Origin of the sequence: Leucobacter chromiireducens subsp. solipictus (assembly GCF_016758195.1) — a bacterium.
Lineage (GTDB): Bacteria > Actinomycetota > Actinomycetes > Actinomycetales > Microbacteriaceae > Leucobacter > Leucobacter solipictus.
Window position 1 is genome coordinate 320,567 of record NZ_QYAC01000003.1, and the last position, 14,960, is coordinate 335,526.

Annotated in this window: 14 protein-coding genes; 12 read left to right on the forward strand and 2 right to left on the reverse strand. The window is 69.4% G+C overall.

Features of this window, described 5'->3' with window-relative positions:
- The first annotated feature begins 165 nt into the window (after nucleotides 1-165).
- Nucleotides 166-984 (forward strand): IclR family transcriptional regulator, encoded by an 819-nt coding sequence (locus D3230_RS07335; protein WP_202344376.1) that lies wholly within the window; start codon nucleotides 166-168, stop codon nucleotides 982-984.
- Nucleotides 985-1,028: 44 nt separating this feature from the next.
- On the opposite strand, the gene D3230_RS16375 is transcribed toward D3230_RS07335, so the two are convergent.
- Nucleotides 1,029-2,072: a 2Fe-2S iron-sulfur cluster-binding protein gene (locus tag D3230_RS16375; protein ID WP_202344377.1), complete on the reverse strand. Its 1,044-nt coding sequence runs from the start codon at nucleotides 2,070-2,072 to the stop codon at nucleotides 1,029-1,031.
- 198 nt (nucleotides 2,073-2,270) lie between these two features.
- Between D3230_RS16375 and D3230_RS07345 the strand changes: the two genes are divergently transcribed.
- The 11 genes from D3230_RS07345 to D3230_RS07395 all read left to right on the forward strand — a co-directional run bounded on the left by D3230_RS07345 (nucleotide 2,271) and on the right by D3230_RS07395 (nucleotide 13,762).
- Nucleotides 2,271-3,473, forward strand: a complete 1,203-nt coding sequence (locus D3230_RS07345; RefSeq protein WP_202344378.1) for a cytochrome P450 — start codon at nucleotides 2,271-2,273, stop codon at nucleotides 3,471-3,473.
- A 390-nt stretch (nucleotides 3,474-3,863) separates the two neighbouring features.
- Nucleotides 3,864-4,778 (forward strand): ABC transporter substrate-binding protein, encoded by a 915-nt coding sequence (locus tag D3230_RS07350; protein WP_202344379.1) that lies wholly within the window; start codon nucleotides 3,864-3,866, stop codon nucleotides 4,776-4,778.
- Between the two features lie 27 nt (nucleotides 4,779-4,805).
- The gene (locus D3230_RS07355) at nucleotides 4,806-5,771 is read left to right on the forward strand and encodes an amino acid ABC transporter permease (RefSeq protein ID WP_202344380.1); all 966 of its coding nucleotides are present in this window, start codon (nucleotides 4,806-4,808) and stop codon (nucleotides 5,769-5,771) included.
- Nucleotides 5,768-6,547 (forward strand): amino acid ABC transporter ATP-binding protein, encoded by a 780-nt coding sequence (locus tag D3230_RS07360; RefSeq protein ID WP_272929006.1) that lies wholly within the window; start codon nucleotides 5,768-5,770, stop codon nucleotides 6,545-6,547. The genes D3230_RS07355 and D3230_RS07360 overlap by 4 nt, the downstream gene beginning before the upstream one ends.
- Before the next feature lie 37 nt (nucleotides 6,548-6,584).
- Nucleotides 6,585-8,234, forward strand: a complete 1,650-nt coding sequence (locus tag D3230_RS07365; RefSeq protein ID WP_337249128.1) for an HAL/PAL/TAL family ammonia-lyase — start codon at nucleotides 6,585-6,587, stop codon at nucleotides 8,232-8,234.
- A gap of 114 nt (nucleotides 8,235-8,348) precedes the next feature.
- Entirely contained in the window at nucleotides 8,349-9,923 is a 1,575-nt protein-coding gene (locus D3230_RS07370) for an alpha/beta hydrolase (RefSeq protein WP_202344382.1), read from the forward strand.
- 18 nt (nucleotides 9,924-9,941) lie between these two features.
- On the forward strand, nucleotides 9,942-10,376 hold the full coding sequence (arfB, locus tag D3230_RS07375; RefSeq protein WP_202344383.1) for an alternative ribosome rescue aminoacyl-tRNA hydrolase ArfB: 435 nt from the start codon (nucleotides 9,942-9,944) through the stop codon (nucleotides 10,374-10,376).
- A gap of 65 nt (nucleotides 10,377-10,441) precedes the next feature.
- Entirely contained in the window at nucleotides 10,442-11,230 is a 789-nt protein-coding gene (locus D3230_RS07380; RefSeq protein ID WP_202344384.1) for a GTP pyrophosphokinase, read from the forward strand.
- 33 nt (nucleotides 11,231-11,263) lie between these two features.
- Nucleotides 11,264-12,052 (forward strand): phosphotransferase, encoded by a 789-nt coding sequence (locus tag D3230_RS07385; protein WP_202344385.1) that lies wholly within the window; start codon nucleotides 11,264-11,266, stop codon nucleotides 12,050-12,052.
- The gene (locus D3230_RS07390; RefSeq protein WP_202344386.1) at nucleotides 12,049-12,975 is read left to right on the forward strand and encodes a homocysteine S-methyltransferase family protein; all 927 of its coding nucleotides are present in this window, start codon (nucleotides 12,049-12,051) and stop codon (nucleotides 12,973-12,975) included. The genes D3230_RS07385 and D3230_RS07390 overlap by 4 nt, the downstream gene beginning before the upstream one ends.
- Before the next feature lie 67 nt (nucleotides 12,976-13,042).
- Entirely contained in the window at nucleotides 13,043-13,762 is a 720-nt protein-coding gene (locus D3230_RS07395) for a hypothetical protein (RefSeq protein ID WP_337249129.1), read from the forward strand.
- Nucleotides 13,763-14,030: 268 nt separating this feature from the next.
- On the opposite strand, the gene D3230_RS07400 is transcribed toward D3230_RS07395, so the two are convergent.
- Nucleotides 14,031-14,828: a CPBP family intramembrane glutamic endopeptidase gene (locus D3230_RS07400; RefSeq protein WP_202344387.1), complete on the reverse strand. Its 798-nt coding sequence runs from the start codon at nucleotides 14,826-14,828 to the stop codon at nucleotides 14,031-14,033.
- Nucleotides 14,829-14,960 lie beyond the last annotated feature (132 nt).

The following is a 14,960-nucleotide window of genomic DNA, read 5'->3' on the forward strand; positions in this document are numbered from 1 at the left end:
AGCGAGAATATCGAGGTTGCGGGGCGCCGGGCCAGGACGGGGTCGCGCGCGGAGCGAGTGGCTGCGCGTGGTCCGCGCGGGGTGCCGCGATCCGGTATCTTTTTCGGTGTCGGATGGTCCTCGCCCGTACGGGGCCGGGGCGCGCAACGCAAGGGAGCTGGCGCGATGAGTAGTGCAACCACCAAGCCGCGGTCGGTGAACCGTACGGAGTCCGGGAGCGCCGACAGCTCCTTCGAGCGCGGCCTGCGAGTGCTGTCCTCGATTGCGGACAACGGCTCGATCCGCGCGGGCAGTATCGCGGAAGAACTCGGTCTGCCGCTGAGCACGGTCTACCGTTACCTGCGCACGCTGCGCGAGTACGAGCTGGTGGAAGAACACGGGGGCTTCTACGTCACGGGGTGGCGGCTCTCCGAGATCTCGCGGCACGACGTGTCCCGGACCCGATTGCTCGAACTCGGCTACGCGTTCCTGCAGGAGATCTCTGCGGCGACCGGCGAAACGTCCACGCTGACGGTGCGGGTGGGCACCAACGCGGTGTGCCTGCGGCAGGTGGAGTCGCCGAGCGTCGAGCGGGTCGCCTTCCGATTGGATCAGCTGCTGCCGCTGTACGCAGGGGTGGCGCAGCGAGTGCTCCTCGCACACGCCCCGCAGAGCGTGATCGACCACGTCCTCGCGGAGCGCGTGCGGACACTCACCGAGCGCACCCTGCCGGCCGCGACCCTCGCCGGGGAGCTGGTTCGGATCCGCCAGGAGGGCTGGGGCGTGTCTCGGGGCGAGTACATTGCCAACGCCCTGGCCGTGTCGGTGCCCGTGTTTGCGACGGGGAACGAGGTCGTCTGCTCGCTCACGGTCGCGGGGCCGCAACAGCGGTGCGGCTCGAACTGGATCGCCGAGGCTCGCCGCGTCGTCGTGAACGCGGCCGAGCGCTTCTCCGAGCTGTTGCAGAGCGGCGGCGAGTACTCGCTGGCGGCAGAGCGAGGCTGAGCGGAGGCGCTCGGACCGGGGCGTCGCACCCCGCGTCGATTCCCTCACAGGTCGAGTGTGATCCGGGAGCCGCAGGCACGAGACACGCAGATCATCATGGTCTCGCCGGCCGCGCGCTCCTCCTCCGAGAGCACGCTGTCACGGTGGTCGGCGGTGCCCTCGAGGATCGGGGTTTCACAGGTGCCGCAGGTCCCGCGCTTGCAGGAGCTGAGCGCACGAAAACCCGCCTGGTTGAGCGCGTCGAGGATGCTCTGATCGGCCGCCACGTCGATCTCGCTGCCGTCCGCGAGTTCGACGGTGAACGGGAGCGAAGGCCGGCCATCCGCGGACACGGCGCCTCCGGGTGCCCCGGCGGGTGCCTCGTTCTCCTGTGCGGCCGGGGCATCGGCCTTCCCGGAATCGAAATCCTCGATCACGATCGCGTGCCCGGTGGCCGCGGCGGCCTCACGCAGTGCGTGCTGGAGGGGTTCCGGGCCGCAGGCGTACACGGTGGTGTGCGGGGGGAGCGCCGCGATCCGAGCCGCAACGTCGGCCCGGCCGCGCGTTGCACTGTCCCAGAAGGTCACGCGATCGCCGTGGCGCGCGAGCTCGGAGGCGTAGGCCATGAGGTCCCGGTCCCGTCCGAGGTACAGCAGCTGCCAGTCGACCCCGGCCGCCTCCGCCTCGGCGATCATCGTGAGGAAGGGCGTGATCCCGATGCCGCCGGCCACGAACAGTGCCGGGCCCGTTGCGCGGTAGGGGAACGTGTTGCGCGGCCCGCGCACCAGGAGTTCCGTTCCGGGCTGCACCTCGTCGTGGAGGTGCCGGGAGCCGCCGCGCCCGTCGGCCTCGCGAAGCACGGCGATGGTGATGTCGGATTCGGACGCCGCGCAGATCGAGTAGTGGCGCACCTCCTCGCCCGCGCCCAGATCGAGCAGCACTTCGATGTGCGATCCCGCGGCAGCGGACTCGGCGGTGCGGGCGTCGTCGAGGCTGAGTCGGAACGTGGTCACCTGCGGGGTGAGGGCCCGCCGCTCACGCACGTGGGCGACGACGAACCCGGGCGGGATCGTGCTCGACGGTGAGCGAGGGGCGGGGTTCGCGGACACAGGGCCTCCTGGGCGGTCGGGAGCGACGGAACGGGACGGCTCGTTCGTGCCTGGAGTCCCGGTGACTCACGAGTGAATCGCCCGCGGCCCCGCGGTGCCAAGCGCCGTTCTCGCAGGGTGAGACGCGCGCTCGGAGCCGGGCAGATCCCGAGGTTAGCCTCGGGGCAACCACTCGAAGGAGAGAGGACACCTCAGCCCATGACTGTCACCACCACCCCCGTTCCCGAGCTGTCAGACGACCCCTACGCGCCGGACACCCTCGCCGACCCGCACCCCTTCTTCACCCGGCTCCGCGCCGCCGGCTCCGCTGCCTGGTTGCCGCAGTACGGGGTACACGCGTTCGGGCGCGATGCGGAGGTGCGCGAGATCCTCGAGGACTGGCGCACGTTCATCTCGGGGGCAGGTGTGGGGGAAATCAATATTCATCGCGTCCCGCCCCGCCGGCAGCCCGGCATCCTCGAGGTGGACCCGCCCGTGCACACGCGCATGCGCGACGCCATGAACGCGGTGATCAACCCGCGGGAGATGCGAAAGCTTCGCGCCGGGTTCCAGGAGTTCGCGGACGAGCTGGTGACCCGGGTGATCGAGCAGGGCAGCTTCGATGCCGTCACGGATTTCGCCCAGGTGTATCCGATCAGGGTCTTCGCCGACGCCGTCGGGATCCCGCGCGAGGGACGTGAGGCGAACCTCATCGCGCAGGGGGCGGCGAACTTCGCGACGTTCGGGCCCCAGAACGAGGTCGCACAGGGCCACCTGCGGGCGGGCGAGGGCACCTACGACTGGGTGCTGGAGGCCTGCCGCCGCGAGAACCTCGACCCGGCGGGCATGGGGGCCGGGATCTGGCGGGAGGCGGACGCCGGAAATGTGCCGCCGGAGGAGGCGACCCTCCTGGTTCGTGCGATGCTCTCCGCGGGCCTCGACACCACGATCATCGCGCTCGGCAACACGATCCGGTGGCTGGCGGCGCATCCCGAGCAGTATGCCCGGGTGCACGAGAATCCGAGGCTCATGAAGTTCGCGATCGACGAGGCGTTCCGTTTCGATTCCCCGTTCCAGTCCTTCTACCGCACCACGAGCCGCGACACGGTGATCGGGGGCATCGAACTCCCGGCGGAGACCAAGGTGCTGCTCTTCCTGGGCTCCGCCAACCGGGACGAGGCCAAGTGGGGGCCGGACGCGCACGAGTTCGACATCGATCGCGACGCCTCGGGCCACCTCACGTTCGGGATGGGGATTCACCAGTGCGTCGGCCAGCCGATCTCCCGGCTCGAGATGGACGTGCTGCTCACCACGTTTGCCAAGCGCGTGCGGCGGCTCGAGTTCACGGCGGAACCGCAGCCCTTTATCCACACGACGCTGTGCGGCTACGAGAGCCTTCCGGTGACGGTGCAGGCCGCCTAGCGCTCCCGCCATCCGGCAGCGCTCCCGCCATCCGGCAGTACGCGCCGCCACACGCGCCCCGGGGTCCGCACTGGGCCTCGGGGCGCGGTGCGTGGCCGGAGGCCCTCGGGGCCGGGGCCGGGGCCGGGGCCGGTGCCGGTGCCGCGGCGCGGGTCGCGGATCGGTGCCGGGGCCGACCCCAGCGGAAATAGACGTCTGGCATCCCGGACTCGGGTTCCGGTGCGTGGGCATTCTCAGCGGTTGAGAATGCGTATTCTGCCCGCGAAACCCCGCCCCTACAGTTGGAGCATTCGCCGGATCGACCGGTCGCCCAGGGCAGAGTAGCCCGGCCGAGAATCAAGCGAAAACCCGGGGCCATCCGGTCCGCCACGCACCAGCAAAGGAGCTCCCATGCGTACGTCTTCAACTGTCCGGATCGCGGCCGCGGCCCTGATCGCCCCCGCGCTCTTGTTCACCGCCGCGTGCTCGAGTGGCGACGCCACCGCAGACGGCGGGAGCGCGAAGCCGACCGCCGAGGTCAACACCGACGCGCCGCTCTACGACCAGCTCCCGGAGGCCGTGCAGCAGGCAGGCGTGCTGAACGCCGCAAGCTACATCGGGTACCCGCCGTTCGAGTACTACGACGAGGACAACGAGACCGTGATCGGCCTGGACCGCGACCTCGCCGACGCGATCGAGCAGCAGATCGGCGTCCCCATCGTCTACCACAACGTCCCCTTCGACTCGATCGTGCCGGGCCTCGCCGCGAAGCGCTACGACCTCGCCATGTCGGCGATGTCGGACACGCTGGAACGCCAGGAGCAGGTCGACTTCCTCGACTACTTCATGAACGGCGAGGCGATCCTCACCACGAAGGAAAACCCGAAGAAGATCGGAACGATCACGGATCTCTGCGGGATTACCGTGGGCGGCGTCAAGGGCACCACGGGGGCCGAGAAGACCGACATCCAGAGCGAGGAATGCGTCGCGGAAGGCAAGCCCGCCGTGGACCACACGGTATTCCCCGGCCAGAACGAGGCTGTCCTGGCGCTCCAGAACGGCCGCGTCGAGGCGGTGGTGCTCGGCTACTCCACGGGGGGCTACATCGCGCAAACCAGCAACGACGCGCTCGCCATCACTCCGCCGTTCCAGATGGACGGGCCGTTCGGCATCGTCTTCCCCAAGGGCTCCGAGGAGCTGATGGCCGCGTTCACGAAGTCGCTCGAGGCCATCGAAGCGGACGGCACCTACGACAAGATCCTCGCCGAATACGGGCAGAGCGACGCCGCGATCGACAAGTTCGTGATCAACGGCGCCACGCACTAACGTCACCTCCACACAGGGAACCTCACCATGAATGCAGCCGCACCCGCGACACCGCGCGAGGCGCTCACCGTTGTCGAGAGTCGGCACTCGGGGCGCTGGATCGCCGTGATCGTCATCGCCATCCTCGCGATCGCGACCGTTTACACCATCTTCACGAACCCGCGCTTCCAGTGGGAGGTCGTCGGGAAGTACATGTTCAACCCGTCGATCTTGAGCGGGCTTGGCCGGACGCTCATGCTCACGGTCATCTCGATGACCATCGGGATCCTGCTCGGCATCGTGCTCGCCGTAGCCCGGCTCTCGCCCAACAAGATCATTTCCGGGGCCGCCTGGATGTACTCCTGGTTCTTCCGCGGGACCCCGCTGCTCGTGCAGCTCCTGCTCTGGTTTTTCCTCTCGGCGCTCTTCCCCGTGGTCGCGCTCGGGGTGCCGTTCGGGCCGGAGATCTTCGCGATCGACACGAACTCGCTGATCACGCCGTTCTCCGCGGCGATCCTCGGCCTCGCGCTCAACGAGGCCGCCTACATGAGTGAGATTGTGCGGGCCGGGCTCCTCTCCGTCCCCAAGGGCCAGACGGAAGCGGCGGAGGCGATCGGGATGACGCGGCTTCAGACCATGTCGCGGGTGATCCTGCCGCAGGCGATGCGCATCATCATCCCGCCCACGGGCAACGAAACGATCGGCATGCTGAAGAACACCGCGCTCGTGCTGGTCATCGGCTACGCGGACCTCCTGACCTCGGCCTCACTCATCTACGCGCGCACCTTCGAGACGATCCCCCTGCTGATCGTCGCAGCGATCTGGTACCTGTTCATCACCGCGATCCTGTCGGTGATCCAGTACTACATCGAGCGTCACTACAGCAAGGGATTCCAAGCCGGCCGCGTGCAGCGTGAGCGGAAGGTGAAGCTCGACACGGTCACCCGGCCGGTCGACATCGGAGAGCTCATCGTCGACGACGAGAGCGTGCAGCACGTCGGGAGAATGTCATGAACGCCGCAGTCGAGGAGCGCCCCATGTTCGAAGCCATCGAAGTGCACAAGAAATTCGGCAAGGTCGAGGTGCTCAAGGGGATCTCGCTCGAGGTCGAACGGGGGAAAGTGGCGTGCCTGCTCGGACCCTCCGGATCGGGAAAGAGCACCTTTCTGCGCTGCATCAACCATCTCGAGAAGCTCGACGCGGGCGAAATGTGGGTCGACGGCGAACGGGTGGGGTACCGCCGCAGCGGATCGAAGCTGCACGAGCTGCGGAGCAGCGAAATCGCGAAGCGGCGCGCCAACATCGGGATGGTCTTCCAATCCTTCAACCTGTTCCCGCACCGCACCGCGCTACAGAACGTCACCGAGGGGCCGATCGTGGTCAAGGGGATGGCAAAAGCGAAGGCGGTCGAACTCGGGATGGAGCTGCTCGCAAAGGTGGGGTTGCGGGGCCGGGAAGGGCACTACCCGGGGCAGCTCTCCGGCGGGCAGCAGCAGCGCGTCGCGATCGCCCGCGCCCTCGCGATGGATCCGGCCCTGATGCTCTTCGACGAGCCCACCTCCGCGCTCGACCCCGAGCTCGTGGGCGAGGTGCTCGATGTGATGAAGGACCTCGCGAGCGGGGGCATGACCATGATCGTGGTGACCCATGAGATGGGTTTTGCGCGCGATGTCGCGGATGTGGTCCACTTCATGGCAGACGGGTATCTGGTGGAGAGCGGGGACCCCCGAGAGGTCATGGTCGACCCGAAACACGAGCGCACGCGATCCTTCCTCGCGAAGGTGCTCTGATCCGGCCGGGGAATCCCGCCACACGAAAGGACTGGATGTGAACGCAATTGAACTCGGCGACAACACGCTGACGCTGGAGGACTTCCTCGCGGCAACCCGGGACCGGGTCCCGGCGCGCCCATCCGCGGCGGCGACGGCGCGGATGCAGGAGAGCGAGGCGTGGGTCTCCGCGATCTCGGACCGGATGCGCGCGGGCGAAACCGTGGAACCGATCTACAGCATCAACACGGGATTCGGATCGCTGGCCGGCAAGCAGGCCTTCGACAGCGTCGAGGACGCGGCCGAGCTCTCGCGCCGCCTGATCATTTCGAACGCGGGCGGGATCGGGCGCTACCTCGACGAGGAAGTGGTGCGCGGGGCCATGTTCATCCGCGCCGCGAGTCTGGCGCGCGGCCACTCGGCGTGCCGACCCGAGCTGCTGGACCGCCTGCTCGAGATGATGGACAAGGGCGTGCTGCCCGCCGTCCCGGAGTTCGGTTCGCTCGGCGCGAGCGGAGACCTGATCCCGCTCGCGCACCTCGCCATCGTGCTGACCCGCGCCGCGGGGGAAGACCGAGAGGAAGAATCCGGCGAGGCGCACCTCAACGGCGAGATCGTCTCGGGGATCGCCGCGATGCGGGACGCCGGGATCGAACGCATCGTGCTCGGCCCCAAGGAGGGCCTCGCCCTGCTGAACGGCACCTCCTTCTCGACCGCGCAGTCGGCGCTCGCGCTCGCCGACGTCGAGACCGCACTCGAGGCGGCCCAGATCACCGCGGCGATGTCGATCGAGGCGATGTGCGGATTCGGTGACGCATTCCTGCCGCAGCTGCACGAGGCGCGCGGGCACGCGGGACAGATCGCGGTCGCGGCCCGGATCCGGGAACTCCTCGCGGACAGCGAATTCATCGACGGGTCCGAGCACCGCGATCCGGTGCGCCAGCCGCCGCAGGACGCCTACTCGCTGCGCTGCACCCCGCAGGTACTCGGCCCGGTGAAGGACACGCTGGCCTTCGCGCGCGGGATCATCGAGACGGAGATCAACGCGGCGACCGACAACCCGCTCGTGTTCCCGGAGCTCCCGGACACCCGCACCTTGAAGGCCGTCTCCGGCGGCAACTTTCACGCGCAGTACGTCGCGTTCGCGTCCGACTTCATCGCCATTGGCGCGACCGAGATCGCGAACATTGCGGAGCGGCGGCTGTTCCGTCTCACAGACGGTTCGCTCAATCGCGGGCTGCCCGAAATGCTGGTGGACAGCGAGAAGGTCGGGATGGATTGCGGGTACATGCTGCCGCAGTACCTCGCCGCGGCGCTCGTCTCGGACTGCAAGACCCTGGCGCATCCGGACAGCGTGGACTCCATCCCCACGAGCGCCAATCAGGAAGACCACGTGTCGATGGCGAACAACGCGGGCCGGCACGCGCGCCAGGTCGCGTCGAACGTGCAGGCCGTGATCGGGATCGAGCTGCTGCTCGCCGCGCAGGCGCTTGAGCTGCGGCTGCAGCAGAGCGGGAAGCCGCGGGAGGCCCTCTCGACCGCGAGCCGCGCCGCGCTCGATCTGATCCGGTCGACGCCCACCTCCGACGGCGGCCACGTCGACTTCCTCACGCAGGATGTGGTCATGTACCCGCGTGTGCGCGCCGCGATCGAACTCGTGCGGACCGGCGCGCTGCAGCGCGCGGTCGCGGAGGCGGAAACCGCGTGATGCCGGACGCCGCGCGGTCACGCTCCGGCGGTGTTCGTGCGGCGACGTCTGCGCGGTGCCCCTGAACCTCGTTCGGGGGCACCGCCCGGACGCTGCCCGGGATACCATCTGACCATGGCACACACGGGGGAACGCGGCAGGGGACGTCTGGCGCGGCAGATGGCCGGGGCGGTGCTTGCCGCGGTGCTGGCGTGCGCCGGCTGCGCGACGGGCGCGGGAGCGGGCGGGAACGCCGCGGGTGCCGACACACGCGGCGACGCCGCCGCGGCCCAGGCCGCGGCGTTCCCCGAGGCGTACGCGCAGGAAGTGATGTGGCGGGATTGCACCGCCGATGACGGCCTGGACTCCGGCACGGCCGCGGCGCTGAACGACGCGGGCGTCGCACCGAAGACGATGCGCTGCGGCACCGTGATCGCGCCGTTCGATTGGGAGGACCCGGAGAACCCGGACCAGATCGAGCTCGCGATCGTGCACATCCCCGCGACGGGAACGCAACCGCTCGGCACCCTGTTCGGGAACCCGGGCGGGCCGGGGGAGCGCGGGGTCGACTTCATGATCGGCATGCCCCTGTCCCCGGGCTTCGGCGCCGTGATGGAGCGCTACGACCTCCTGGGGTTCGACCCCCGCGGGGTGGGGGACAGCACGCCGCTCGAGTGCGACGGTGCCGGATCTGAGCTCCCCGTCGTGCAGATGGCGGAGTGCATTGCGGGCAACCCCATCGCTCACACGATGGGCACCAGCCAGGTGGCGCGCGACATGGAGTTGCTGCGCAGCCTCATGGAGGCGGAACGACTCGACTATCTGGGCTACTCCTACGGCACGATGCTCGGAGCGAGCTACGCCACGCTGTTCCCCGAGCGCGTGGGGCGGATGGTGCTCGACAGCGCGGAGAACGCGCAGTGGGCCAACCTGATTCACACCTTCGATCAGCAGCTCGCGATCGCGCGGGCGACCGTCGCGCTCGCCACGTCCTGCCGCACCGAGTACCGCGACGAGGTGGAGGTCTGCCCGTTCGTGGACGAGGACTCGCTGCTCACCGTGTTGGATCAGCTTGATGACGATCCGCTGGTGGCCGGCGACGGGACGCAGATTGACGGCGCAGCGCTGAGCTCGATCCTGACGAGCGCGCTCTACGCGAGCCACTTCGAGCGCGGGCGCGTGCTCGACCAGATCGCGCTCGCGCTGCTGGGGGATCAGGACGCGGTCGACGACCTCGCCTCGCCCCTCACCGACGCCGAGGGCACGGTGGATCTCGCGATGACGATCATCTCCTGCCACTCGTTCCCGATCGAGCCGGATGTGCCTGGCCTGCTCGAGCACATCCGGAGCACCGGGGTGCCGCGCCTGCTGGGCGGGCCCAAGATCACGGACGACGTGCTCGCGCCGTTCGTGGACATCACCTGCTACACCCTCCCGGAGAGTGGGCTCGACATTACCGACACGTTCAGCTTCGACGCGCCGGGCGCGGAACCGATCCTCGTGATCGGGATCACGGGCGATCACGCGACCCCGTACCCCTACGCGCAGGAGCTCGTCCAGGAGCTCGGCAACGCCCGGCTGCTCACCCTGGACGGGCAGGGGCACGCAGCGTCGTACTCGGATCGGTCACACTGCGTCGATACCGCGGTGACCCAGTACCTCCTCGACGGCACACTTCCCGCCGAGGGGAACGTCTGCACGGACGACTAGACGTGCGACCCTAGAAACATGGATCTGCAGGTCACTCGGGAGCTCACCATTCCGGCAACGGAGCTGGTGTGGCGATTCTCGCGATCCTCGGGGCCCGGGGGTCAGCACGTGAACACGTCCGACAGTCGGGTCGAACTGCTCTGGGATGCGGCCCGCTCACGCGCGCTCGCCGCCGCGCTGAGCCCGGAGCGGCGTGATCGGGCGCTGCGCCGGCTGGCCCCGCACCTCATCGCCGGGGTGCTCACCGTGACCGCCTCGGAGCAGCGATCACAACTGCGCAACCGCGAACGCGCCCAGCACAAACTCGCGGAGCGGGTGGCCGCGGCGCTCGCGCCGGATCCGGCACCGCGCCGAGCCACCCGGCCCACACGCGGTTCACAGCGTCGCCACCTCGCCGCGAAGACCCAGCGTTCGGCGACGAAGCAATTGCGCCGGCGGCCCAGCGCCGAATAGCTGCGCTCCCCGCCGCGGTCGCGAAGTCACAGCGGGTTCCGACACAACGCCGATACGCTGACGACATGAGCACCACCGCAGCTGACCTCGGCTCAGCGAACGACGAGAGCGACGAAGCGAACGACGAGATTACGATCTCCGCGAGCGCGCTGCGGACTCTCGGCGATCAGATGCAGCGTTTCCTGCTGGAGTACCGCTTCGCGATGCAGGAGGTGGAAACCAAGCTTGCGATCCTGCGCGAGGAATTCCTGCACATGCACGAGTACAACCCGATCGAGCACGTGTCGAGCCGGGTGAAGTCGGTCGATAGCCTCGTGGCGAAGCTGGAACGGCGCGGGATCAGCAGCGAGTTCGAGGTCATCCGAGCCGAGATCCACGACATCGCCGGGGTGCGGGTCACCTGCGCGTTCATCCATGACGTGTACCGCTTGTTCGACCTGCTGACGCAGCAGGACGACATCACGGTGCTCGAGGTCGAGGACTTTATCGAGACGCCGAAGCCGAACGGCTACCAGAGCCTCCACACGATCCTGTCAATTCCCGTGTACCTCTCGACGGGGCGGGTCGACGTGCCCGTGGAGGTGCAGTTCCGCACGATCGCGATGGACTTCTGGGCGAGCCTCGAACACAAGATCTACTACAAGTACGCGCGCCAGGTGCCGGATACGCTGACCCGGGAACTCAAGCACGCCGCCGACACCGCGGCCGAACTCGACACCCGCATGGAGCGGTTGCACGCCCAATTGCACGGTGCGCCGGCACCGCACACGGGGCCCATCGGGATCCGCCACCTGGGGGCCAGCAAGGCGGAGCCCGCGACGCCCCACGCACGCCGAACGATCCACCGGGCGTAGCCCGCGTCGCCCGGCGTGCGATACGGTCGAGTCGTGGAAAGCGAACACCTGCCAGGCGGATCGGGCGGCGTGTGGCGCGTCGTGGACGCGGACGGCGTGACCCGGGTGCATCGGCCCACCGGGCCCTGGACTCCCGCCGTGCACGAGCTGCTGGGCGTTCTCGCGGCCGCGGGCCTGGACGGCATCCCGGCGGTGCACGGGCTCGACGCCGAGGGGCGAGAGGTGCTGGAGTACCTTCCCGGGGACACGCTCGATCCGGAAACCGAGCAGGTCGCCGATACGGCGCTGGCGTCCGCGGCGGCCTGGCTGCGCCGATTCCACGACGCGGTGCGGGGCTTCCCCGCCGGGCCGCGCGAGTGGCGGCAGGGCGTGCAAGCCCTGGGTCCCGACGAGATCATTTGCCACAACGATCCCGGGCTCTACAACTGGGTGGTGCGCCGGGGCGCATTCGTCGGCATGATCGACTGGGATCGGGCGGGCCCGGGCCGGCCGATCGAGGACCTCGCATTCCTCTGCTGGAGCGGCGTGCCGCTGCTCCGGGAGATTCCCCCCGCGGACGCGGCGCACCGGACCGCGCTCGCCGCGCGCGCCTACGGGGACGTCGCGCCGGAGTCCCTGCTTGACGCCGTCGAAGCCCGGATGGAGCTTATCGCTGCGCGGTGGCGGGCCGGGCTGGAACGGAACGACCCGGGCACGATCGCGCTGCGCGACGCGGGGATCATGGACCGGCATTTCGCCCGGGTATCCGGCTTCGCCGCCCGGCGCACACACATTCAGGACGCACTGCAGGCCCCATCATCGAAGCGAGGGAGCGACACATGACCACCCCACTTGCGGACACCCCGGCCCCGGCCGTGACCATCGCCGACGGCGGCATCGAAACCGCACTGACCGACCGTTTGGGTCAGGAGCTGCCGGAGTTTGCGGCGTTCGTGCTCCTGGCGACGGCTGCGGGTCGGGACACCCTGCGCGCCTATTACGCGCCATTCATCGCGCTCGCGGCCGAACAGGGTCTCCCGCTCGCGCTCGACACACCGACCTGGCGGGCGAACCCCGACTGGGGTGCGCGGGTGGGCGCCGACGCCGCCGCCCTCGACCGTGCAAACGCCGACGCGGTCGCGTTTCTCCGCGAGATTCTTGAGGAGGCCGGCGGTGAGGAACTCGCCGGGCGTGACACGCTCATCAACGGCTGCGTGGGCCCGCGATTCGACGAGTATGTGGCCGGTGAACGCATGACCGAGGGGGAGGCCGAGCGCTACCACGCCCCGCAGATTGCGGCACTTGCGGAGGCGGGCGCGGATCGCGTGACGGCGGTCACCATGCTGGACGCGGCGGAAGCGATCGGGATCGTGCGCGCGGCTCAGGGCGCACGCATCCCCGTCGCGGTCTCCTTCGCGGTCGGGGCCGACGGCCTGCTCGGAGACGGCTCCACCGTCGCCGCCGCGATCGCCGAGACTGACGCCGCGACGAACGGCGCCGCGGTCGGCTTCCTGATCAACTGCGCGCACCCGAGCGAGGTGACGCGCGGCCTGATCCCCGACGCCGAGGCGACGGAGCTCGGCAGGATCATCGGCTTCCGCCTGAACGCCGCCGAACACGGCGACGAGGGCCCGGGCGACGCCCCCGCGGCCTTTGCCGCGGGGGAGCTTGCCCTCCGCGAGCACGCCCCGAACGCGACCGTCTTCGGCGGGTGCTGCGGCACCGATGTGCCGCACATTTCCGCCGTTGCGGCGGCGCTCCGATAAACCTGGGGAAATCGTGTGTGGTGCCCGCGGGAGTGGGATCTGGCGCGGGAGTCGTTAGGGTGGGGGTGTGAATAAGGATCCCCTGGAGGAGCTGTTCGGCTCGTTCGACGAAACGCCCGAACCCGTTCCCGCCCGCGAGCGACTCGCGCACGAGCAGGCCGAGCGGGTGCGCACGGCGCAGCTCCCGGCCGAGCGTAGCGTGAGCCGCAGCACCTCGACTCTGCCCCGTGACGACTCGGCAACGGGCCGCGACCGGACCACCTCGGCCAAGCCATGGATCATTGTGGGAATCGTCGCGGTGGTCGCGATTCTCGCCTCGATTGTCGTGCTCAACCTTGCGCGTGGCGGCGACGATCCCGCGCCGACGACCGCGCCGACGACGCAGGCACCCACGACGACGACGGCACCCACGACGACGCCGAGTCCCTCCGAGAAGCCGGAGACGGAGGAGCCCGATCCTGACGAGCCGCCCGTGGTCGATGTGGGGGACACCTACGCATTCCCGATCACGCAGTGGAACGTCACGTCGCAGTGGCCGGTGCGCCTCGGTGGTGCTACCTATGCGCTCTCCGGTCAGGACAACGCGGAACTGCGGCTCTCGGGCGACCTGTTCAACTCCTTCCCCGAGGCCTGCGCGGCGATGCGCACCCAGTGGGGCGCGAACCGCCAGCCGGACGGCACCTTTGAGGTTGCGAAGCCGGCAAGCGCCTGCTCCGCGGCACCGGAACTCTACGACGAGGTGTGGGGCCTGCTGAACGCCTGGGTCGGCACCATGAAGGCGGGCTAACCGCCCGCCGCTCGCCGGCGGCGGCTCGCGCTGGGCCGCGCCGCGCCCGGTGCCCCGGCCCGCCGGCCCCGCCGGCCCCGCCGGCCGCGGCTCGCCGGCTCCGCCCGCCCCGGGCCGTGCCGTGCCCGCCGAAACCGAGGCAATTTATCTAGAGGGACGCGTTTTTGCCGGAATTTGACTCGGGCAGGATAAAACGGCTCGGGGAGGGTGAGCGGCGGATGCCGGGTGCGCAGCCGGAGGGGGCGCGCGGTGGGTGCCGGGCGCGCGGCTAGCTTGCGGGGGCACCGAAGAGCGCGGGCCAGAGCGCGAGCGCGATCGGGAAGCCCGCGAAACTCACAATATCGAGGACCCAGTGCGCCACGATGAGCGGGAGCACCCGGCCGAAGCGATGGTAGGCCCAGCCAAACACCAGCCCCATCACCACGTTGCCGATGAATCCGCCAAAGCCCTGGTACAGGTGGTAGCTGCCGCGCAGCAGCGCGCTCGTCACGATAACGGCGAGCGGGCCCACGCCCAAGCGGCGCAGCCGATCGAAGAGATACGCGACCACAATGAGTTCCTCGCCGAGCGCGGCGCGCAGCGCCTGCAAGACGAGCACCGGCACCGTCCACCAGTACGTGTCCAGGGCGGTCGGGATCACGGTGAGGTTGATCCCGATCGCCTTTGAGACGAGGTAGAACGCGATCCCGGGGATCCCGATCAGCGCGGCGAGGCCGAAGCCCCATCCGGTTTCGCCGAGCCACCATCGGCGCGATGCCCCGGTGTGCACCGGGGCCCCGAACCCGAGCCGGCCGAGGTGCGGGGGAGCGGACCGCCACAGCAGGAACGCTACGAGGGCGACGGGCGCGAGCCCAAAGCTGAAGGACAGCAACTGGTACACCAGGTCGAACGCCGGCCGCTCGGAGAGCGCCCGGTTGATCGTGGTGACCTGCTCCGACAGCGCGGCATCGCGCGTCAGGCTCTCCACGATCGAGACGATGGCGTACACGCCCGAGGCACCGTACGAAAGGGCGAGCACGATGCCGATCTCCCAGCGCAGACGGGTCCGGGACGCAGACTGATTCATCGCACCAGCGTACCGCTGGTGCGGGGCAGGAAAGCTGGTGCGGCATGGGTGATCTCGACAAATCACGGCCCGCCGACCCGCGCGGCTATTGCCGAGATCTACAGTTCTGGGTCACGAAGCAGTTACAGCCCC